Origin of the sequence: Anoxybacillus sp. P3H1B, from assembly GCF_001560855.1 — a bacterium.
Classification (GTDB): Bacteria; Bacillota; Bacilli; order Bacillales; family Anoxybacillaceae; genus Anoxybacteroides; species Anoxybacteroides rupiense.
Window position 1 is genome coordinate 433,217 of the sequence record NZ_LPUG01000011.1, and the last position, 20,148, is coordinate 453,364.

At 40.4% G+C, this 20,148-nt stretch carries 23 protein-coding genes and 2 pseudogenes; 23 read left to right on the forward strand and 2 right to left on the reverse strand.

Annotated elements, in window-relative coordinates; translation table 11 throughout:
• Positions 1 to 215: 215 nt before the first annotated feature.
• From hflX to AT864_RS06280, 8 genes are all read left to right on the forward strand, one after another.
• Entirely contained in the window at positions 216 to 1,481 is a 1,266-nt protein-coding gene (gene hflX, locus AT864_RS06255; RefSeq protein ID WP_369815496.1) for a GTPase HflX, read from the forward strand.
• A gap of 107 nt (positions 1,482 to 1,588) precedes the next feature.
• The gene (locus tag AT864_RS18490) at positions 1,589 to 1,717 is read left to right on the forward strand and encodes a hypothetical protein (RefSeq protein ID WP_255357495.1); all 129 of its coding nucleotides are present in this window, start codon (positions 1,589 to 1,591) and stop codon (positions 1,715 to 1,717) included.
• 28 nt (positions 1,718 to 1,745) lie between these two features.
• Entirely contained in the window at positions 1,746 to 3,014 is a 1,269-nt protein-coding gene (locus AT864_RS06260) for a methionine gamma-lyase family protein (RefSeq protein WP_044745292.1), read from the forward strand.
• A gap of 77 nt (positions 3,015 to 3,091) precedes the next feature.
• Positions 3,092 to 3,499: a MerR family transcriptional regulator gene (locus tag AT864_RS06265; RefSeq protein WP_044745291.1), complete on the forward strand. Its 408-nt coding sequence runs from the start codon at positions 3,092 to 3,094 to the stop codon at positions 3,497 to 3,499.
• A gap of 48 nt (positions 3,500 to 3,547) precedes the next feature.
• Positions 3,548 to 4,882: a type I glutamate--ammonia ligase gene (gene glnA / locus AT864_RS06270; protein WP_066147395.1), complete on the forward strand. Its 1,335-nt coding sequence runs from the start codon at positions 3,548 to 3,550 to the stop codon at positions 4,880 to 4,882.
• 514 nt (positions 4,883 to 5,396) lie between these two features.
• A complete protein-coding gene (locus AT864_RS06275; protein ID WP_231734599.1) occupies positions 5,397 to 5,816 on the forward strand; it encodes a transposase family protein in 420 nt (139 codons plus the stop codon).
• 37 nt (positions 5,817 to 5,853) lie between these two features.
• Complete coding sequence (locus AT864_RS18275) at positions 5,854 to 6,255, forward strand: transposase (RefSeq protein ID WP_231734606.1); 402 nt, start codon at positions 5,854 to 5,856, stop codon at positions 6,253 to 6,255.
• Between the two features lie 18 nt (positions 6,256 to 6,273).
• On the forward strand, positions 6,274 to 6,897 hold the full coding sequence (locus tag AT864_RS06280) for a transposase (RefSeq protein WP_231734600.1): 624 nt from the start codon (positions 6,274 to 6,276) through the stop codon (positions 6,895 to 6,897).
• Positions 6,898 to 7,025: 128 nt separating this feature from the next.
• On the opposite strand, the pseudogene AT864_RS17495 reads toward AT864_RS06280, so the two are convergent.
• Positions 7,026 to 7,256 (reverse strand): annotated as a pseudogene (locus tag AT864_RS17495) (ATP-binding protein); the annotation flags it as partial.
• Between the two features lie 260 nt (positions 7,257 to 7,516).
• On the opposite strand from AT864_RS17495, the pseudogene AT864_RS06285 reads away from it, so the two are divergent.
• From AT864_RS06285 to AT864_RS06330, 12 genes and pseudogenes are all read left to right on the forward strand, one after another.
• Positions 7,517 to 7,867, forward strand: a pseudogene (locus AT864_RS06285) (transposase); the annotation flags it as partial.
• Between the two features lie 475 nt (positions 7,868 to 8,342).
• A complete protein-coding gene (locus AT864_RS06290) occupies positions 8,343 to 9,770 on the forward strand; it encodes a hypothetical protein (RefSeq protein WP_066147397.1) in 1,428 nt (475 codons plus the stop codon).
• Positions 9,771 to 10,121: 351 nt separating this feature from the next.
• Positions 10,122 to 11,078, forward strand: a complete 957-nt coding sequence (locus AT864_RS06295) for a peptidoglycan DD-metalloendopeptidase family protein (protein WP_066147398.1) — start codon at positions 10,122 to 10,124, stop codon at positions 11,076 to 11,078.
• Positions 11,079 to 11,682: 604 nt separating this feature from the next.
• The gene (locus AT864_RS18280; protein WP_231734601.1) at positions 11,683 to 11,889 is read left to right on the forward strand and encodes a hypothetical protein; all 207 of its coding nucleotides are present in this window, start codon (positions 11,683 to 11,685) and stop codon (positions 11,887 to 11,889) included.
• 261 nt (positions 11,890 to 12,150) lie between these two features.
• Complete coding sequence (locus tag AT864_RS06300; protein ID WP_066147403.1) at positions 12,151 to 12,357, forward strand: hypothetical protein; 207 nt, start codon at positions 12,151 to 12,153, stop codon at positions 12,355 to 12,357.
• Positions 12,358 to 12,387: 30 nt separating this feature from the next.
• The gene (locus tag AT864_RS06305) at positions 12,388 to 13,074 is read left to right on the forward strand and encodes an N-acetylmuramoyl-L-alanine amidase (protein WP_066147404.1); all 687 of its coding nucleotides are present in this window, start codon (positions 12,388 to 12,390) and stop codon (positions 13,072 to 13,074) included.
• 117 nt (positions 13,075 to 13,191) lie between these two features.
• Positions 13,192 to 13,788 (forward strand): hypothetical protein, encoded by a 597-nt coding sequence (locus tag AT864_RS06310; protein ID WP_066147405.1) that lies wholly within the window; start codon positions 13,192 to 13,194, stop codon positions 13,786 to 13,788.
• A 72-nt stretch (positions 13,789 to 13,860) separates the two neighbouring features.
• The gene (locus tag AT864_RS06315; protein ID WP_066147407.1) at positions 13,861 to 14,202 is read left to right on the forward strand and encodes a DUF4064 domain-containing protein; all 342 of its coding nucleotides are present in this window, start codon (positions 13,861 to 13,863) and stop codon (positions 14,200 to 14,202) included.
• Between the two features lie 294 nt (positions 14,203 to 14,496).
• Entirely contained in the window at positions 14,497 to 14,946 is a 450-nt protein-coding gene (locus tag AT864_RS17505; RefSeq protein WP_082741643.1) for an IS3 family transposase, read from the forward strand.
• 88 nt (positions 14,947 to 15,034) lie between these two features.
• Positions 15,035 to 15,292, forward strand: a complete 258-nt coding sequence (locus AT864_RS18650) for an IS3 family transposase (RefSeq protein WP_369815500.1) — start codon at positions 15,035 to 15,037, stop codon at positions 15,290 to 15,292.
• Between the two features lie 329 nt (positions 15,293 to 15,621).
• Positions 15,622 to 16,200 carry a hypothetical protein gene (locus AT864_RS06325; protein WP_066147409.1) on the forward strand — a complete coding sequence of 193 codons (579 nt, stop codon included), beginning with the start codon at positions 15,622 to 15,624 and terminating at the stop codon, positions 16,198 to 16,200.
• A gap of 449 nt (positions 16,201 to 16,649) precedes the next feature.
• Positions 16,650 to 17,012, forward strand: a complete 363-nt coding sequence (locus tag AT864_RS06330) for an NAD(P)/FAD-dependent oxidoreductase (RefSeq protein WP_044745280.1) — start codon at positions 16,650 to 16,652, stop codon at positions 17,010 to 17,012.
• A gap of 1,027 nt (positions 17,013 to 18,039) precedes the next feature.
• Here the strand turns inward: AT864_RS06330 and lexA are convergent.
• The gene (lexA, locus tag AT864_RS06335) at positions 18,040 to 18,663 is read right to left on the reverse strand and encodes a transcriptional repressor LexA (RefSeq protein ID WP_044745279.1); all 624 of its coding nucleotides are present in this window, start codon (positions 18,661 to 18,663) and stop codon (positions 18,040 to 18,042) included.
• 148 nt (positions 18,664 to 18,811) lie between these two features.
• Between lexA and yneA the strand changes: the two genes are divergently transcribed.
• The 3 genes from yneA (at position 18,812) to AT864_RS06350 (ending at position 20,076) form a co-directional block, all read left to right on the forward strand.
• Positions 18,812 to 19,111 (forward strand): cell division suppressor protein YneA, encoded by a 300-nt coding sequence (gene yneA / locus AT864_RS06340; protein WP_044745278.1) that lies wholly within the window; start codon positions 18,812 to 18,814, stop codon positions 19,109 to 19,111.
• 16 nt (positions 19,112 to 19,127) lie between these two features.
• Complete coding sequence (locus AT864_RS06345) at positions 19,128 to 19,778, forward strand: recombinase family protein (protein WP_044745277.1); 651 nt, start codon at positions 19,128 to 19,130, stop codon at positions 19,776 to 19,778.
• 67 nt (positions 19,779 to 19,845) lie between these two features.
• The gene (locus tag AT864_RS06350; protein ID WP_066147411.1) at positions 19,846 to 20,076 is read left to right on the forward strand and encodes a DUF896 domain-containing protein; all 231 of its coding nucleotides are present in this window, start codon (positions 19,846 to 19,848) and stop codon (positions 20,074 to 20,076) included.
• Positions 20,077 to 20,148 lie beyond the last annotated feature (72 nt).

The following is a 20,148-nucleotide window of genomic DNA, read 5'->3' on the forward strand; positions in this document are numbered from 1 at the left end:
TAGAAATATAAGCAGCCGAAATCGCCTAAGGGCTGTGTGAAAGTTGGCTTGAACGGATATAAACAATATAATGAGAGTGTTTTAAGGCTGAAAAATCAGCAAAGCCAAAGACAACATGATCAAGTTTATAAGTTAAAAAAAGCGACGGCATGGTTCGTCATAAAAGATCTAAGAAAAAGTAATGACCAGCCGTTGCTCAGAAAGAGGGGAGCATATTGCAGGAGATTCAAAAAAGCGATCGAGAAAGAGTCATCATTGTTGGTTGCCAGCTTGCCGATGAAGATGATGATCGGTTTTCATATTCGATGGAGGAGCTTGCTTCGCTTGTTCATACAGCGCACGGAGAGGTGATCTTGCAGCTTTCACAAAAGCGGGAAGCGGTCCATCCAGCGACATATATCGGAAAAGGAAAAGTTGAGGAGCTTGCTCGACTTGTGGAGAAGCTTGAGCCAGATGTAATTATTTTCAATGATGAGCTATCGCCAAGCCAAGCCCGGAATCTTTCTAAGCTGTTGGAAGCAAGAGTAATTGACCGTACCCAGTTGATTTTAGACATATTCGCGCAGCGAGCTCGCTCGAAGGAAGGAAAGCTGCAAGTCGAACTTGCCCAGTTGCAATATTTATTGCCGCGTTTAAGCGGGCAGGGTGTACAGCTTTCTCGTCTAGGCGGCGGAATTGGCACAAGGGGACCGGGAGAAACGAAGCTAGAAACCGACCGTCGTCATATCCGTCGCCGCGTTGATGAGATTAAAAATCAGCTAAAATGGGTAGTGGAACATCGCGTGCGTTATCGTGAACGCCGTAAGAAAAACAGGACATTTCAAATCGCGCTTGTTGGCTACACTAATGCAGGAAAATCAACGCTATTTAACCGTTTGACCAACGCTGATTCATTTGAAGAAAATTTACTGTTTGCTACGTTAGATCCTCTGACACGAAAATTCATCTTACCAAGCGGCTATACAGCGTTATTGACCGATACGGTCGGTTTTATTCAAGACTTGCCGACAACTCTTGTGGCTGCTTTTCGATCGACGTTGGAAGAAGTGAAAGAGGCTGATTTGATTTTGCATGTCGTTGATTCTTCAAATTTGGATTATGTTCAGCATGAACAGACGGTTTACGATTTGCTACAAGATCTTGAGGTGTCAGCTATTCCAATTGTCACGATTTACAATAAGAGAGATCTTGCTGATAAGAATTTTATCCCAAGCTCGAGAACAGATTCGATTTTTATTAGTGCTTTAAATGAAACCGATCTGCAACAGCTTCGTCAATTTATTGAAACAGCAATGATTGAAGCAATGGAGCCTTATGATGTGTCAGTGTCGGCGTGTGATGGAAAATTGCTTGCCCAATTAAAGACAGAAACCATTTTACAAACATTGCATTACCATGAGGAGAAAGAAATGTACGAATGCCAAGGGTTTATTTTGCCAGAACACCCGCTGTATCCACAGCTTAAAACTGCGCAACTCTAGCATGTATACGGAATTGAGCAATGGGGCTAGTTTCGGACAGGTTGGCCCCAGTGCGCTTTTTCCGCAATGTCTCCGAACGTTCTTATTGGGAAATTAGGTGGAAAAGCATGGCTTTCGTGCTCTTTGCCGACTGGCTTCAAATGGGGCTTTCAATGGGCGAATGGCACGGGTCAAAGGGCTTTCCGCAGACCTTGGCGCAAAATAGGAAAAGCGATAAGAATATCATAGACCATTGAGAAATTCAGCATAGAAAGGGTTTGTTTTATGTTTCAGCATTTAAAATACGGCAAAGAAATTGCAGTACTTGTTCAAGAAGTAGAGGAGCGCATAGCTCCAATGCATAAAGAAATCGAGCAGCGAATCGATTATAACCAGTATCGTGTTCTCGAAAGCTTTCGGCGCCATCAAGTCAGCGACGCTCATTTTATTCCTACAACGGGATATGGATACGATGATATCGGGCGCGACACACTTGAAAAGGTGTATGCAGATGTGTTTGGCGGAGAAGCGGGGCTTGTTCGGCCGCACATTATTTCTGGAACACATGCTATCTCGATTGCGTTATTTGGGATCCTTCGCCCTGGAGATGAGCTGCTCTACATTACGGGAAAGCCATATGATACGCTTGAGGAAATTGTCGGCATTCGTGGAGACGGCAGCGGATCGCTAAAAGAATTCCATATCCGTTATCGAAGCGTTCCTTTGACCGCAGAGGGGAAAATAGATGTTGAGGCTGTGAAAAACGCTATTCATGAGCGTACGAAGATGATTGGGATACAGCGCTCAAAAGGGTATGATCCTCGTCCTTCCTTTACGATTGCTGAGATTGAAGAAATGATCCGTCTTGTCAGATCGATAAAACGAGATGTAGTTGTATTTGTTGATAATTGCTACGGAGAATTCGTCGAAGAAAGGGAGCCTTGCCACGTGGGCGCCGATCTTATTGCTGGTTCTCTTATAAAAAATCCAGGAGGGGGGCTGGCGAAAACGGGAGGATATCTTGTCGGCAAAAAAGAATATATAGAAATGTGCTCTTACCGAATGACCTCTCCTGGTATTGGTGCAGAAGCGGGCGCTTCTCTTTATAGCCTGCAGGAAATGTATCAGGGCTTTTTCTTGGCGCCGCATATTGTCGGGCAAGCACTGAAGGGAGCGATATTTACGGCTGCGATGCTTGAGCGTGTCGGCATGAATACATATCCAGCATGGGATGCAAAGCGTACAGATCTTATTCAATCGGTGCAGTTTGATGACCCAAAGAAAATGGTTGCATTTTGCCAAGCTATTCAATTTGCCTCACCGATCAATTCTCATTTTATGCCATATCCAAATTATATGCCTGGGTATGAGGATGATGTGATTATGGCAGCTGGAACATTTGTTCAAGGAGCAAGTATTGAACTGACAGCAGATGGTCCGCTTCGTCCTCCATATGTAGCCTATGTACAAGGAGGATTAACGTACTCCCACGTAAAAATTGCGATTTGTACAGCACTTGATCACCTGATAGAAAAAGGTTTGATTTCTTTGTGAGAAAATATAACATTGTATTGACATATTACCTGACATTGTAATAAAATAAAAATATATGATTAAAGGAGGCGTTTGACATGAGTAGCAACATTCGACGTTCTATGCCGTTGTTTCCAATCGGCATTGTCATGCAATTAACAGAGTTGTCTGCTCGTCAAATCCGCTATTATGAGGAACATGGACTTGTTTCTCCTGCAAGAACGGAAGGAAATCGGCGTCTTTTTTCTTTTAATGACATCGACCGACTTCTTGAAATAAAAGATTTGATTGACCAAGGGGTAAATCTGGCTGGAATCAAGCAGATTTTTGCAGCGCGTCAGTCTGAAGCGAACCGTGAGCCGGCGGGAGAGAAAGTGGAAAAGGTTGTTAAGCAACAATTGTCAGATGAAGAACTGCGAAAAATGTTGAGAGCAGAGCTTATGCAAGCTGGACGCTTTAATCGCGCATCGCTTCGCCAAGGCGACATTGCCCGCTTTTTTCATTAAGTTAGTTTATTTTATGCTTTATATAAAGAATAATAGGGAGGATTTGGCATGGCGAAATATACAAAAGAAGATATCATCCGCATTGTCCAAGAGGAAAATGTCAAGTATATCCGTTTGCAATTTACGGATATATTAGGAACCATCAAAAACGTAGAAATTCCAATTAGCCAGCTACAAAAAGCGCTAGATAACAAGATTATGTTTGATGGTTCGTCCATTGAAGGATTTGTTCGCATTGAGGAATCTGATATGTATTTGTATCCGGACTTGGATACATTTGTGATTTTCCCATGGACAGCAGAAAAAGGGAAAGTGGCTCGTTTCATTTGTGATATTTACAATCCAGATGGTACTCCGTTTGAAGGATGCCCTCGTTATAATTTAAAACGCATGTTAAAGGAAATGGAAGCGTTAGGCTTTACGGCTTTTAACCTTGGTCCCGAGCCAGAATTCTTCCTATTTAAGCTTGATGACAAAGGAAATCCGACACTTGAATTAAACGATAATGGTGGCTACTTTGACTTGGCGCCGACAGACTTAGGGGAGAATTGTCGCCGCGATATTGTGCTTGAGCTTGAAGAAATGGGATTTGAAATCGAAGCCTCCCACCATGAAGTAGCACCTGGTCAACATGAAATTGATTTTAAATATGCTAACGCGGTAAAGGCGTGCGACGATATTCAAACATTTAAACTTGTGGTGAAAACAGTGGCTCGCAAGCATGGCTTGCATGCGACATTTATGCCAAAACCGCTCTTTGGCGTGAACGGATCAGGAATGCATTGCAACTTGTCATTGTTCAAACACAATGAGAATGCGTTTTTTGACCCAAATGGCGATTTACAATTGAGTGAGGTTGCCCGTCAGTTTATCGCTGGTGTATTAAAGCATGCACCGAATTTTACAGCTGTGACAAATCCGACGGTGAATTCTTATAAACGTCTTGTGCCTGGATATGAAGCGCCATGCTATGTGGCTTGGTCTGCGCGCAATCGCAGCCCGCTGATCCGCATCCCTGCTTCCCGCGGCATGAGCACACGGATTGAGGTTCGCAGTGTCGACCCTGCAGCTAACCCATATTTAGCAATGGCTGTGCTGCTTGCGGCTGGCTTAGACGGAATTAAAAACAAATTAACTCCTCCAGATCCAGTTGATCGCAATATTTACGTCATGACAAAAGAGGAGCGCCTTGAAGAAGGAATCGTTGATTTGCCGTCAACATTAGCTGAAGCACTGCAAAATTTAAAATCCGATGAAGTGATGATTCATGCGCTAGGAAAGCATTTATTTGAACATTTCGTCGAAGCGAAGGAAATTGAATGGGATATGTTCCGCACACAAGTCCATCCGTGGGAACGCGATCAATACATGGCCCTTTATTAATCGTAAAACCCCTTGACCCTCTAGGTGTTGAGGGGGTTTTATATTGTGGGTAAAAGCAATCAATCTAATCATTGATAAAGGGCACCCACAAAAATTGATAAAAAAATTACTCCATAATTGAGGAGAGATAATCTTCATATTTATTCATTGAATCTTGATCGATCTTTTGGCTAACATTGGAACAAATATCCGATGTAATTTACATTGAACTATTACATAAAAAGAGTCTCTCTTCTGCCTATAATGTCTAGTAGTCAATATATAGACCGAAAATAAGAAAATAGGAGATATTATTAGATAAAAATCCTCTTTATTGAATTCCTTTTTTGGAATAAAAATGATAATTTGTTGCTGAGTAATAGAGTACTGTCAATAACGATTTAAAATTGGTTCTTACGCTAATTTGGGGAGATGACTTTCTATTAACTACATGGGTATAATCAAAATAAAGGGGTTCGTAACGATGATTCCCCTTTCTTGGTCTCCTCTTGATTCCACTATCGAGTGACTAGATGTGTCTGATGCCGGTGATCATTTACGTTTAACGGTAAAAAGCAACCGAGAGTCTTCTCCCTGTCCTGCCTGTCATCATGTTTCCTCCCGCCCGCATCGTCGGTATACACGTGTGATTCAAGATCTTCCTATCGCTGATCAGCCTGTTCGACTCCTGCTTATTTCTCGAAAATGGTTTTGTGATGATTCTTCCTGTTCCGTTCAAGTGTTTACAGAGCGTTATGACTGGCTGGCGCCGCATGGCCGCCGTACGCTTTGGGCAGAACACCCTTTGCGACAAATGGCCTTTTCCACGAGTTGTTTAGCTGCGGAAAAGATGGCACAGGCGATTCATCTGCCTATCAGCCATGATTCATTGTTAACGATGATTCACAAAACTCCTATTCCTGGAGAGGTGTCTCCCTTTCCTCGGAGTCGATGATGTTGCTTTTCGAAAAGGCCATACGTATGGAGCGATCATTTGTGATCTTTGCCGTCATCATCCTGTTGCTCTCTTGCCAAATCGGCTTCCGCAAACACTTACCGAATGGCTGAAAATCGATTCCCATGTACAAGTGATGAGCCGGGATGGATTGACAGCATTCCGTCAAGGGATGGCCAATGCCAATCCTTCCATCCTTCATGTTTACGATCAATGGCATTTGATCGGGAACGCGAAGAAGAGACTGGATTTTCTTCTTTTATCCCTCGTTCCTTCTGTGATGACATGGAGTGAATCGAACACATTTGTTCGTGAAATCGAAAGGACAAAGGCAGAAAAGAGGAAAAAGGAGCGCCAGGAACAAAAATGGGCACTCATTCAAGAAATCCAAACGGCTCATCCATCAGGGAAGAACATTTCTAGGCTTGCGAAGGAATAGAAGCTGGATCGGAAAACGGTGAAAAAATATCTCCAGACGACAACTCCGCCACCAATTCATCGACGAAAAAGAAAAACACCGATTTCCCCTTTTTTGAACCGTGTCATCGAGTTAGAAGCCCAAGGACAAACCATTCCATCTATCGATTCTCTTCTTCGCAAAGAAGGATATTCCGGCACGTTTTCGTCGGTACGAACCACGGTAGAAACGATTCGACGGAATCGGAAGAGGAATGATCCATCGACGTTGGAACAGCGTATCTCAAGAAAACAGCTGGCTTATTGGATATGGTCGCCGTATCATCGACTTTCAGAAAAAGAGAAAACCGATCTGGAACAATGCCTAAAGGATCCAGCTGTCCGTCCTGTCTATGAAGTGGTGCAAGAATATCGGGAGGTCGTGGATCAAAGAGATTATGACCGTTTTCTTGTTTGGCTGCGTCATCAGCTTTTGGATTCAAAACAGCGGTTTTATCCATATGCTCGGCGTTTGCGCAGCGATTGGCAGGCCGTAAAACACGCTTTTCTTCTCCCATACAGCCATGGTGTGCTGGAAGGGCCAATCAACCGATTGAAAACGATTAAAACGAATGATGGATGGCCGAGCTGGATTCGCTCTGTTAGAAAAACGTGTTCTCTATAGGCTGTAATCATTATTTTAATAAAACAATAAAAATCTCCAACAGGATGATAGGTAATCATTCACCAAAAGAACGTAAGAACCTTAAAATTCCCCAATTTTAACGAAATGAAATTCCCCATTATGAATGTTTAATTAGGCAATTGGGCAGGATAAACTCCTGCTTTTTTCTTTTCTCGTAGACGATAAGAATCGCCTTTGATATTAAAGGTAATGGCGTGATGTAATAGGCGATCTAAAATCGCTGTCGCTCGTACATCATCACCGAATACTTTCCCCCATTCGAGATAGGATTTATTCGATGTGAGAATCATAGAGCCTTGTTCATATCGTTTCGATACGATCTGAAAAAAGACATTCGCGAAGGATTATAAGGATTCTTTTTTATTCTTCTCCTCCGCTTTATGCACAACCCATTTAAAATGTTAAATAACTTCCTTGATTTCTTTTTTTTCTTATATCAAAAAAGTTCATTTGTTCGATGCTGTACTCTTTAGTGAACTGATTGATTCTTGCTAATTCTTTATCGTTATCAGTCAGCCAACCTTTCAAACGTTTCCGTATCAGGTGTCTGGTTACTGTTTTATATCCAAATATATAAATTAACCCATGGTGCTAGATAGCATCCTGTCACGACCGGACAGCTGCGAAAACCGTGATGGTCCAACTTCCTCATCCGTATACACTTGGCGACAAAGGATAGGTGAGCCAAGACTTGCAAAAGAAGCTGTATGATGAATACAAGATTACTTTTTGGACGCCCGTTCGGAAAAACCAGAAAATCCATCAATCGAAAGCATGGAAACGATGGATGAAACGAAAGCGCAAAGTCATGGAAACCGTGTTTTCCGTTCTCATTGATCAGTACCGAATCACAGAGATTCGAGCCAACTCTGTTTATGGATTTGAATCAGCTTTGGATGGCATTTTACTCGCTTATTCACTCGTCATTCTTGGGCTAGTTGAGCGTTAAGGTTCAACTAGCACCACGGGTATAAATTAATATTGATTTTTTGCTTAATTCTTCCTGAGTGGGTTTCTTTTCTTGTCTTAACTATTTAAACGGTCACCTAACACTATATGAGTAGGACGATCATCAAAAAGAAGATGTCATTACAAGTTGGGGTCCGGAAACGAATTGGAGATGTTTTATCTGTGTTGATAGATCGGGAACAATCAGTGTATTTAATGTCGCGTGTGTGTTGTCTGACATATAGTAAAATTGGAAATTATTTATTTCTTCGAGTGGTATTTAGACCATGATTGAAAGAAGCGAGAAAAATAAAGAACGTATCCACGAAAGTCTCTTCTACTTATGCTGATGAGGCTTTTTGTCGTGTAAATGCCATTAATAAGTGAGGCGGTGATATCAATGAGGAAAACATAAGAATCAAATAAATAACATATTGTTTATTGTACTAAAAAATGAAAAGGAGTTGTTAGATCATATGGCATTTACTTATTATCCACATGATCCGGCCGTTAATCGAAAGTATGATCCGGTAGAAGCGTCATATTATTTGTATCAAGAGTATTTCATTCGACAAAACCATTGGAACACCCATGCGGGTAAGGCTGAACATGGGCATGATTTCAAGGGTGCTAGCCCTATGAGAATGTCTATTGATCTTATGTTTTTAATCGAGTTGTATCGGCAACTTCGAGCGCGCAGTGATTCACGTCAAAGCGATCTATTGAATCGTTTGACAGTTTGGCTTGATTTTTTCTATGGAGGATTAAAAAGTGTACAAAATGACTCTGGAAGTTGGTACACAGCCCCATTCAGTGGTCCTTCTACTGGATTTGTGGTCAATGTTATGTCACAAGCCTATAACCACTTGCCTGTAGATGCCACACGTCTAGCCAAATACAAAGAAATCGCCGATTTAGGAGCACAGGCCATTGCTACTCAAGAAACCCAATATTTCTACAATGGAACAGGGCCTTATGACGGTCCAGAATGGTATACGAAGGGATTAGCTGTATATGATTGCGGACGATATTGTGCAGATGGAAGTGGGTATGCCAAATCTCCTGCCCGTCGTCATAACGCTATTGCCACTAACGCAGGAGCGTTAGGACGTCATGCATATCATGTCGCACGTATTAATGGCTATCCGGATCCAGCGAATTATCCTTATCGTGCATCATTAGTGCGTTTAGCTCAATATATCAAAAACTGTCAGCTTTCTAATGGCGGTTGGAAAACAGGAAGTCTGAGTGGAGCGGATGAAGGATCATACTGGCGTTGCAGCACAGCCAATAATCAACAAGAATTTGTAATCGGAGCGACATGTTTAGCCCCTGTCCATTACAACATGTATGACATTATTGGATTAGAATGGGCTGGTCACGGCACCACTTATACACCACAGTATCAAAGACCATCATCCATCTTTGTGGATGCAGCTGAGTTAGGCGGTAATTTTTATGCGACGCTAGTACAAAGAACGAACAAGTTCCCTGTATATACGGATGGGAATAACTATGGAACACACAACATTGTCGATGTAAACGCATTGTATCGAGCGGGTCAGTCTGACTGTTGGGATTTCCATACTAGCGATACAGAAGTGCCGTCTTGGTATTTAGGTGTGGCTTTCTTAGGTAAAAACTATCAAGGGTTAGTGGACCAATGCTTTAAAAGAGAAGGATTTATGGAAATGGCTGCACATGATCATGGAGCATTTGATGATCCGGCTACTGTTTACGTAGGTAAAATCGATTTTCGGGGTGATGGTACGATCCTGAAAGATTGGTATGTTCATTCTAATAGACAAACAGCTAAATGGGGATATCAAAATGAGCCGTGCTTCCATCGGGTATTGCTGGGATTAACAGGCTGCATGGAAAAAGGGCTAACGATTTACGGTTAATAGTGGGACCGCCTGCAATTGGCAGGTGGCTCTTTTTTGATTACAAGCTAGGTGAAAGGCATGGAACGATACCAAAATAACAAAGAAAAGAAACATAAGATAAGCATATGAACAGTACAAGTGTAAAGAATGTATATGGGCCTTATGACAATAGAAGAAGATCGTGGAATGCTTTTTTACTCAGTGTGTGAGGAGATTAGGTCTTTAGTTGGAAAATAAGAGAAAATTGGTTTTTTTATTGAAAATATTAAAAAAATGGGTTAGACTTATTTTTGGAAATATTTTTATATGTTAACAGATTAATGTATTTATATGTTAACAGACTAATTTATTTTAAGGGGGTATATTAATTTGTCAAAACTAAAAAGACTCACAATTTTATTACTCACAGTTTTTTTAATTTTCCCAACTATAACTCTAGGAAAAGTTTCGGCTGCTACAAACAAAATTTTTTTGATGCCTACCTCTGGAACTATTACACAAGGATTTAAAGCAGGAGAACATTTTGGAATTGATATTGCAAATAGCGCAGCAAATGTTAAAGTCAATGCTGCAGCAAATGGTGTTGTTTCTCGTTCTTATTATTCATCTAATGGTTATGGCAACGTTGTTTTTATCCAACATAATATTAATGGACAAACGTGGGAAACTGTTTATGCACATTTAAGCAGTAGAGCTGTGTCAGTAGGAGCCACAGTATCAAAAGGCCAGTTCATAGGATATATGGGCAATACGGGGAATTCAACAGGGCAACACTTACATTTTGAGGTACATAAAGGTTTGTGGAACGACAGCAAAAGTAACGCGGTCAATCCTTTAGAATATTTATATACCAGTGATGGTGGAACAGTAGAAGAAGGATCTTATCGACTTTTAACCGGTGTCTTTGCCACAGAAGCTGATCAAAAAGCAGCTGCAGATCGTTTAAGACAAGAAACAGGTTGGGTGGTTTATACAGTTAATGAAAACGGTCTTAGACTTAAAACAGGTACGTTCTCAACTAAAGAGGCAGCTATAAATGGTCAAAATTTAATCAAAAATAAATTTGGATGGGTTTCGTATATTAAACAAGAGTATTTTCGGTTAGTAACAGGAATTTTTGCTACAGAGGCAGATCAACAACGAGCATATGATAGATTAGTACAAGATACTGGCTGGGTAGTTTACAAAATTAGTGATAATGGTTTGAGACTAAAAACTGGAGTATTTGCAACGAGAAGTGCAGCGGAAAATGCTCAGAATTTATTAAAAAATAATTATGGTTGGGTTTCATACATTAATGTAGAAGAAGTTAAATTAGAACAATAATAATTTTATGGCACCTTTCGAGGTGCTTTTTTATTTAGAAAAAAGAAAACCTGCTCTTTTATTGGATTGATCCTACCGCTAATCTGAATAACAGTTCCACTAATTCAATTGCAGGCAAGTTTGCTTACTTTTATCTTCAGAGCCCATCATTCTTTAAGCCAGATACGATTTGGAAGACGATGATATTCTCCTTGCAATCTGTCATATAGTGACAAGTAAATGATAACAAATGTATGTTAATTTTAGTATAAGTCTATATAGACCGATATCAAAGGTCACGACAGATTATTTTGTTCTGAGATATAGTACGATTGTATGATAGATATTTGATTGGAGCCGACGCCACTAAATTAGACGGCGTTTTTCATTTCTGCACAAAAAAGCCCTTTGGCGAAGGGGAAGTTCAGGCCAAAGGACGATGAGAAGAGATTATTCAACATATAAATAACACATTATTTTCCAGGTGTAAAGACTTTTAGGGGGGTGCTTTTATTAGAGATGACGAAAAAATGATGTAAAAAATCTTTTACTGTATTGTATAGACGAAAGAGGGAATATATGTGAGTTTTGTTAGTATAGTTCTAATGAAAGCTTGATTTCAATAGTGTCTGATGAAGAAAAATTTGGAAATGATGAAGTGCTTGAGGAGAATATCGGGGAATTTAGAAAGATAAAAGATAAGAATTCTATTGCCTATGCTGAAATGTATGGGTTGTGTATTGAAAATTCCTTGGTTAATCCAAGAAGCAAAACAATTAAGAGAAAATCAATAAACGGGCTTTTTTATGTTGTAAGGGGGTCCTCTTTGTAACAAAAGATTATGAACGAATTGCCGCATTAGAGGTCAAACGGGCTCCATTGTCAAAAGGCCTCGAACATATCAGGAGCAAATTAGATGTGCATAGTGCAAATTTTTAACACGTAGCGAAGCAGGTTTAAGATTTGGACAAATTGAAACAAAATTGGACAAGCAAGAAAAATTAACAAGATAATCCTTCTATTTTGATGATCGTCAGTGCATTGGCGGTCATTTTTATTTTTTCGTTATAAACTATTTGATAGGATAAAAGAAATGGAAGCAATTCTTTCAATTGGGTTTACGCTTTATGTAACGTTAGATGCTGTTTTATATAGCATCCGGCAAGCAATCAGTTTATTGAATAGGCATATACTCGCCGTGCCCCTCGTCCTAGGTGCTGCATATGCTGCTTTTGAAGCGGAAATTTTTAATGCAGATTTATTAATGGGAGAATCCAGTATTACTAATGACATCGATTAAATATGCACTTGAAAAAGGAGTGGATAAATAATGGTGAAAATTGTGCTTGATGCGGGACATGGCGGAACAGATAGCGGAGCTGTAGGAAATGGTTTGCTTGAAAAAAATCTGACTTTGAACATCATCAAAAAAATCGGGAATTTGCTTGCCGAATATGAAGGTGTAGATATCATCTACACACGGACGGATGATCGTTTCATCGAATTGTCAGAGCGTGCGGCTATCGCAAACAGGGCGGATGCGGATTTCTTCCTATCTGTCCACATTAATGCTGGTGGCGGAACAGGATTTGAGTCATACATTTACAATGGCAACGTCAGCTCAGCCACTATCGCATATCAAAATGTAATTCATGCAGAGATCTTGAAAGCAATCGGCAACATGACTGACCGAGGCAAAAAACGAGCCAACTACGCGGTACTGCGCGAAACGAATATGCCGGCATTGCTCACAGAAAACCTATTCATTGACAATGTAAACGATGCGGCCAAGTTGAAGTCAGAACAATTTCTTTTGCAAGTCGCGCATGGCCATGTCGAAGGGCTTGTGAAAGCATTTGGTTTGAAGAAGAAAGCAGCAGCTTCCCAAACCAAAACAGATACAAATACCAAAGAAAAGCTCTACCGTGTGCAAGTGGGTGCCTTCACTGACAGAGAAAACGCGGAACGTCTCGTAGAAGAATTGAAGAAAAAAGGATACCAAGCGATTATCATTTGATTGCGCCTCCTGCCTTCGGGCGGGGGACTTTTTTATTTTTACGACATTGTTCGACAATATTTTTGGTCTTTATGTGATATTTTGTAAGAAAAAAGGTATAAAAGAGGGGGATAAACAATGAGAAAAATACTAATGATTCCTTTGGCTGCATTTTTGTTGTCTGCCTGCAATGATGTGGATACGATTAAGCAAAGTGAGGATGAAAAAGCTAAAGCAAAGGTAGAAGAAAGTGCAAAGAATGAAGATACGGACAAGGGTACAAAAGAGAAAAAAGAGGATATTTGGACCTATTACGAAAATGCGACTTGGTCTGATGATTTCAAAGGGTTGAAAACAACCATACAAAAAGTTGTGGCAAGTGATAAAGCTCCTGGACTTGATGAAGAAGGGAATGAAATAACAACATCGGCTGTTGGTGTTAAATTTCAAATAGAGAATACTACTGAAGGAAAATTTACTACTTATCCAGACCAAGCTGTTTTAGTCACAAGCACAGGTGAACAAATTGAAACGCCAGACATGTTTGTTTCCGATCATCTAGGTGGAGAAATTGATAAAGGTGTTATAAAAGAAGGAGACGTTATTTGGTATCTAAAGCGCGGAAACGCAGAAAAAATTCAATGGATTAAATTAAAATGGTCTGCACATGTTGGAGGAGAAGATAATTTTGAAGGTGAAACAAAAGAATACGAGATTGAATTAAAACTGAAGTAATGAAACTCACTCTTTTTGAGTAGGTAAATAAGGTTTTCTAAATAAAAAACTGAAATATTAGGAGTGAAAAAAATGACACGAACGATGGAAATGGTTCTTGGAATTATTGGGGCATTGATTGGTTTTATTGGAGCATTTTTTGCCTTGTTTATCGGATCAGTTGATTCAGCGTTTAATGGATCTAGCGAGTTGAATGGATTAGGTGCGAGCGCGTTTCTTTTTTCAGCGACTGGTTTGATTGGTGCCGTTGTCGTGAAATTCAAAGCAAAGCTTGGTGGTTGGATCATGCTTATTAGCGGAGTCGCAATTCTTATTTCTATTAGCTTGTTTGGTATCGTTCCTTTGTTGTTTTTTGGAATTTCTGGTTTGATGGGAATTTTACGAAAAGATAAATCAAAAACTGTAGCAGGTTAATTTGATAAAGGGGTAGGTAATTACCTACCTCTCACCTTTGGATCGCCGAATTCAAGAGTAGCGGAACTCAAGCCTTCCCCGGAAGCGGACAGCTTAAGCCGGACGATAAAGCGCTACGTGACCTTCAGAAGCGAATTCGCGATCTGGAAGAGGAGAACGAGATCCTAAAAAAGGCCATGCACGACTTCGCAAAAGACCGGCGCTGATTTATCCATTCATCGACAGACACCGCTTGCCGTTCCGTGTCGCGAAGATGTGCTCCCTGTTCGGCGTTTCCAAAAGCGGTTATTACGAATGGACGAAACGCAAGGAAAGCAACCCAACCGTCGTAAGCAACTTGAGAAATGGATTCGCAAAATCTTCTTTGATTCCAGGCCGTTATACGGCAGCCCGAAGGTTTGGAATGCTTTGAAACATCAGGGTGTTCATGTGTCGCCGAAAACCGTTGCCCGCATCATGAAGGAACTTGGGTTGAAATCCCGTACCATCAAGAAGTACAAGGCCACGACAAATTCGAAACATAACATGCCGGTTTCGGAAAACGTCTTGAATCAGGCGTTTGCAGCGGAGAAACCGAATCAGGTCTGGATGGCCGATATCACGTATATTCCAACAGATGAAGGTTGGCTTTATCTCTCCAGCTTGGAGGACCTCTGCACACGCAAAATCGTCGGCTTCCATATGGACGAACGAATGACGAAGGAGCTTTGTTTGAAGGCCCTGGATCAGGTGTATCGCCTTTAAAAGCCCAAAGGGAACGGTGCTGCATCATTCTGATCGCGGCAGCCAGTACGCATCTTCAGACGATCAGCAACGCTTGAAACAATATGGCATGACCGGCAGCATGAGCCGTAAGGGGAATTGCTACGACAACGCTTGTATGGAGTCGTTTCATAGTGTGCTGAAAAAAGAGCTCGTCTATTTAAATAAATTCAAAACGAGGAAAGAAGCCAGGGAGAAGATTTTTGAGTACATCACATGCTTCTATATATGGAACAAGAATCCATTCCTCTATAGGGTATTTCACTCCAAACCAATACGAACATATGTTTTATTTGACTGCGTAATTCTCTCGATTTTATGTGTCTAATCTATTGACAGAGGCCCATCCGTGGGAACGCGATCAATACATGATCCTTTATTAATCCCTCCAATCCCTCGATCCTCTACGCGTTGAGGGGTTTTTATATTGTGGATAAAAGCAATCAATTTAATCATTGATAAAGAGCGCCCACAAAAATTGATGATACATATAAATGCTTTTTCATTGTTTTTTGTCGTGTAAATGCTACCTAATCAGTGAGTAGGTTGTCTGAATTGCGTCACCCGTTTGGGGGGCGTTTTTTCTTTTACTAAATGAACCAAATAGCAGAATCAGAATACAATAATTGTATCAATAGGAGTTGGATTGGATAACAAATGAATAATCAGTGGAAGGAAATAGTCGGATATTCTCTTTCGGCAATCGGGACTATGCAAGCAGCCATCGGCAATACTCCTCAATTTCATTTGAACAAAAATCTAGGTTATCAATTGCGGCTAGTAGGTAATGTGTTACAGGCTTTAGGAAGTGCATTATCTGCTGACGGACAAGGTATGGATTCGTTTGAAAAAATAGGGGATGAAATCCAAGCCACAGGGAACTCAACCGTTATTACAGGAATGCTGGTGGGTGACGCTTGGGGTGAAAAAATCGAACAAAAGCTTATGATTACTGGGCTGTGGATGCAAGCATTAGGGAGTTTCGTAGGTCTTTCTGATGAGTTTTTTGATCGTACAGAAGACGGGAGATTAGAGAATATCTCTGGAAGTCTGTTGCAAGGCATCGGGAATTCCTTGCAGGCCATAAGTGGCATTCAGTCATTGAATGAAAATAACTCAGAGTCAGACCTAGTTGGAGTTGCAGGAAGTTGGATACAAGCCACAGGTTCTGTTCTATCCCTTATTGGACAAATCCAGGAGGAATCTGAGGAAATACATCTTAACATTAATGAATAAGATTTTTTCGTTGTAATTTTAGATGTTAGGCATCCAAATAATTGGATGCTTTTTATTGTATTCATTGGAGTGATGACTATGAAGTTTGATGATTGTTTACGAAATCAAATGAACTTATCATGCGATTTCTCAAGCGATACAGCTGTAAAACATCGTCATTGCGACATTCAATATACTTTAAGAATGAAGCTATCGACTGGCTAATCAATAGCTTTGTGTACGTCATTGTGAAAATGATTGGCAACGGCTGACGGTGCTTTTCACCATTTCCAAAGATACTCCATGAGATTCAGCTTTGGAGAAGAAGGTGCTTTTCTTAATGCACAGCAAAACATCATAGGAAGAAAATCACACAGATAGTACGATCATAAAAAATAATGAATATTCGGATAAAACACTAAAAAATGAGCGCGGAATATGAGATAATAAAAAAAAGGAGGTTGATTTATATGAAAAAGATACCTCTTAGAGTTTTGTTTATAACAATCGTTTTGTTTTTTGTTAGTGGTGGACTTAGTGGTGCGGTAGTCTATCATATGAGCGATGCAGCGGAAGCAGCGAAAAAAGAGTACCAGCAAGAAATCAATCAATACTTGTCAGAAAAAGACATGAAAATAAAAAATGATCTATCCAATGTAACACAGTCTGAAATCCAGCGATTGCAAGATGAAACTAAAAAATACTTAAATGAAAAGCTCAATCAAGATTATCAACAGTCTTTAAATCAAAAAACAGAAGAAATTAAAAAAGTTACCGATCAGAAGATAGAAGAGATAAAAAACTACATTGATCAATTACTTAAAAATCAATGATGGTAAAATAAGAAATGAAACAAAACAATAGAATAATAATAGGACATTCTACCGAAAAAAAGCGATGATGATTCATAGACTTGATTTTGGTCTGTAGTTTTCATCCTGTCGGCAAAGCACGATATAAATAAAACTTAACGATTGAACCAATAGTATCTGTACCACGGTTGGAAGGCAAGTCCACAGGCTTGCCTTCTCGTCATGTATCCGCGCGATGAAGGTCTGAACAAACTCTATTTTATGGTTCTGTGTTCTTGGGTTCAGGCCTTTGTCGCTCCATCTCAGTCATGTTTTTCGGTTTTCTGGATACAGCTATAAGAGAAATAATAAATCCGATTCCTAAGATAGCAGATAGTGTCCATGCGAAAAATTCAATAGATAACATGGCCTGATGCCCTCCTTTTTTGATGTTATGTAAATGATATGCAGAGATATGGATTCGCATGATTATGGTGATGAGGAATCAAAAAAACAAGAAAAAGAAATGCTTTCCTTGAATTTAGATTATTAGCCATATACCCTAAGGGAATAGTCTCATTTAAAGAGAAAGACTAGGAAAGAAGTTCGATGAGGTTTAAAGGAATTACGATTCATCCTGTATATAAGTGCTGAATGGTTTCGGCATTGGGTCCATTTGCGAATGATCGAAATCCAACGAAAAGATGGAATAGACGCCCCATTCAAAAGCAGAATTTGTTTTTCGCCGGTTCGAGACAAGTCCGTGACTTGCCTCGGTCATAGCAGCTGTAGTCTCTACAGTTACAACGTTAGTCACTATCATTTTATCTGTCAAGAACGATACGGATTATGATGTAGAGAAATGATTTGCTGTTCGTTCCTGTCTTTATGCAGCATCCGTCTTAAAATGGGCAAAAATGTACCGCTCAAATGAATTGCACAAAATGATGCCGCTTCCATCCATATAGACAAATAAGAGAACCTAGCGGATTTTAACAATAATCGAATAATCATCGCTACTTAAAACAAGGGTAGATAAGGTGAATTTCACTTTATCTACCCTTGTTTGTTATTGAATCATGCGATATACGCCGATCACTTTCCCGAGAATCGTAACATCGTTGACGATAATAGGCTCCATATGAGGGTTTTCTGGCTGTAGGCGAATGTGGCCTTGTTCTTTAAAAAAGCGCTTGACGGTTGCTTCGTTTTCTTCCGTCATAGCAACGACAATATCTCCGTTATTAGCTGACTGCTGCTGACGAACAATGACAAAATCTCCGTCTAAAATGCCTGCCTCAATCATACTATCGCCCATTATTTCAAGCATAAAAACATGGTCCTCTGCAGAAACGAAGCGTTCTGGGAGCGGAAAATAGTCCTCCACATTTTCGATAGCGGTTATTGGTTGCCCTGCCGTTACCTTTCCGATGACCGGAACATTGATCACATTGCTCGGCCGCATGAATGAGGCAAAATCCGGATCTAATATTTCAATCGCGCGAGGTTTAGTTGGATCACGGCGGATGTATCCTTTGCTTTCAAGCCGAGCTAAATGTCCATGCACCGTTGAGCTAGAGGCAAGTCCAACCGCTTCGCCAATCTCACGAACGGAAGGAGGATACCCTTTAGTTTTTACTTCTTTTTTGATGAAATCGAGAATTTGCTGTTGGCGTTTCGACAGTTTGGTCATGTTTCACACCTCTTACCCATCGTTTTTTTTATTATAACACGAGGAGAACAAAAAAACAAACATAAGTTCGAAAAAATGGTTGACGCAAACGAATGTTCTTAATATAATGGGTAAAAAAGCGAACAAACATTCTAAGAGGTGGGAGAAGATGAAAGTTACTCATTATCTCGTGTTTTCATGCTTGGTGTTTATGCTACTATCGGGTTTCGTGTATGCGAGCCATCCGATTCAAAAGGAGAAATATTTAAAAATTACGGTAGAATCCGGAGATACGCTTTGGGGAATAGCCAATGAATACAGATCTTCACATCAGCTTTCAACGAAAGAATTTATTGAATGGGTAATGAATGTAAACCATTTGCCAAATGAAAAAATTGCTGCGGGTGAAAAGCTAGTGATTCCCGTGTTAAAATCAAAGGCAGAAAAGAAGCTAGTCGTCAGTAAATAATAATGGAGATGATGGAATGAAAGCGATTATTTATTGTCGGGTGAGCACAAACAAAGAGGAACAAGAAACATCACTGCAACGGCAGAAGGAGGAGCTTGAGCAGCTCGCCGAAACATATCGTTTTCAAGTCGTTAAGGTCATTGAAGAGCGGGCAAGCGGTTATGAGATTGAGCGAGACGGGATACTGGAGCTTTTAGAAGCGCTGAAAGAGGATAAAATCGAAGCCGTTCTCATCCAAGATGAAACGAGGCTTGGACGAGGAAATGCAAGAATTGCCTTATTGCATTGTATTCAAAAAGAAGGAGCCAAGCTGTATACGGTGTGCCATCATGGAGAACTACAGCTATCAGAAGCTGATTCCATGGTACTAAGTATCCTCAGCATCGTAGAGGAGTATCAGCGCAAAATACATAACTTAAAAATCAAGCGCGGGATGCAAAAAGCCGTTGAACGTGGATATCGGCCAGAACGAAATTTGAAAAATATAGGTGAACATGCCGGAAGAGATCGCCTTGAGCTACCAATTGAAGAAATTATCCGTCTGCGCAGGAACGGACTGACCTTTGCTGAAATTGCGGCGACTTTGCGCGGATTTGGATATGATGTGTCGAAAGCGACTGTCCATCGCCGCTATCAGGAATATGAGCGGAAAAGTCAGTCAACATAGTTGTCAAGGATCCATTTCTCTAGTAAGATGGGGGCATAATATTTTTCGAAATAGGTGGAATGAAACGATGGTCTCAAAACAAAAAATCGCTCGCATTAATGAATTAGCGAAAAAGGCAAAGACAAGCCGGTTGACAGAAGCGGAGAAAAAAGAGCAAGAGCAGCTTCGCAAGGAGTATCTTCAAGCATTTCGCCAAGCGGTAACGGATACTCTGCATTCTGTAAAAATTATTGATCCAAATGGAAAAGATGTGACGCCCAAAAAATTGAAGGAAAGTCAAAAAAATCGGTTGCATTAAGAGAAGCAAGCATTCTCATCAGTCAAAGATTCTTGATTTTTTGAAGAAACGTTGTACATTTTTTCTTACTTT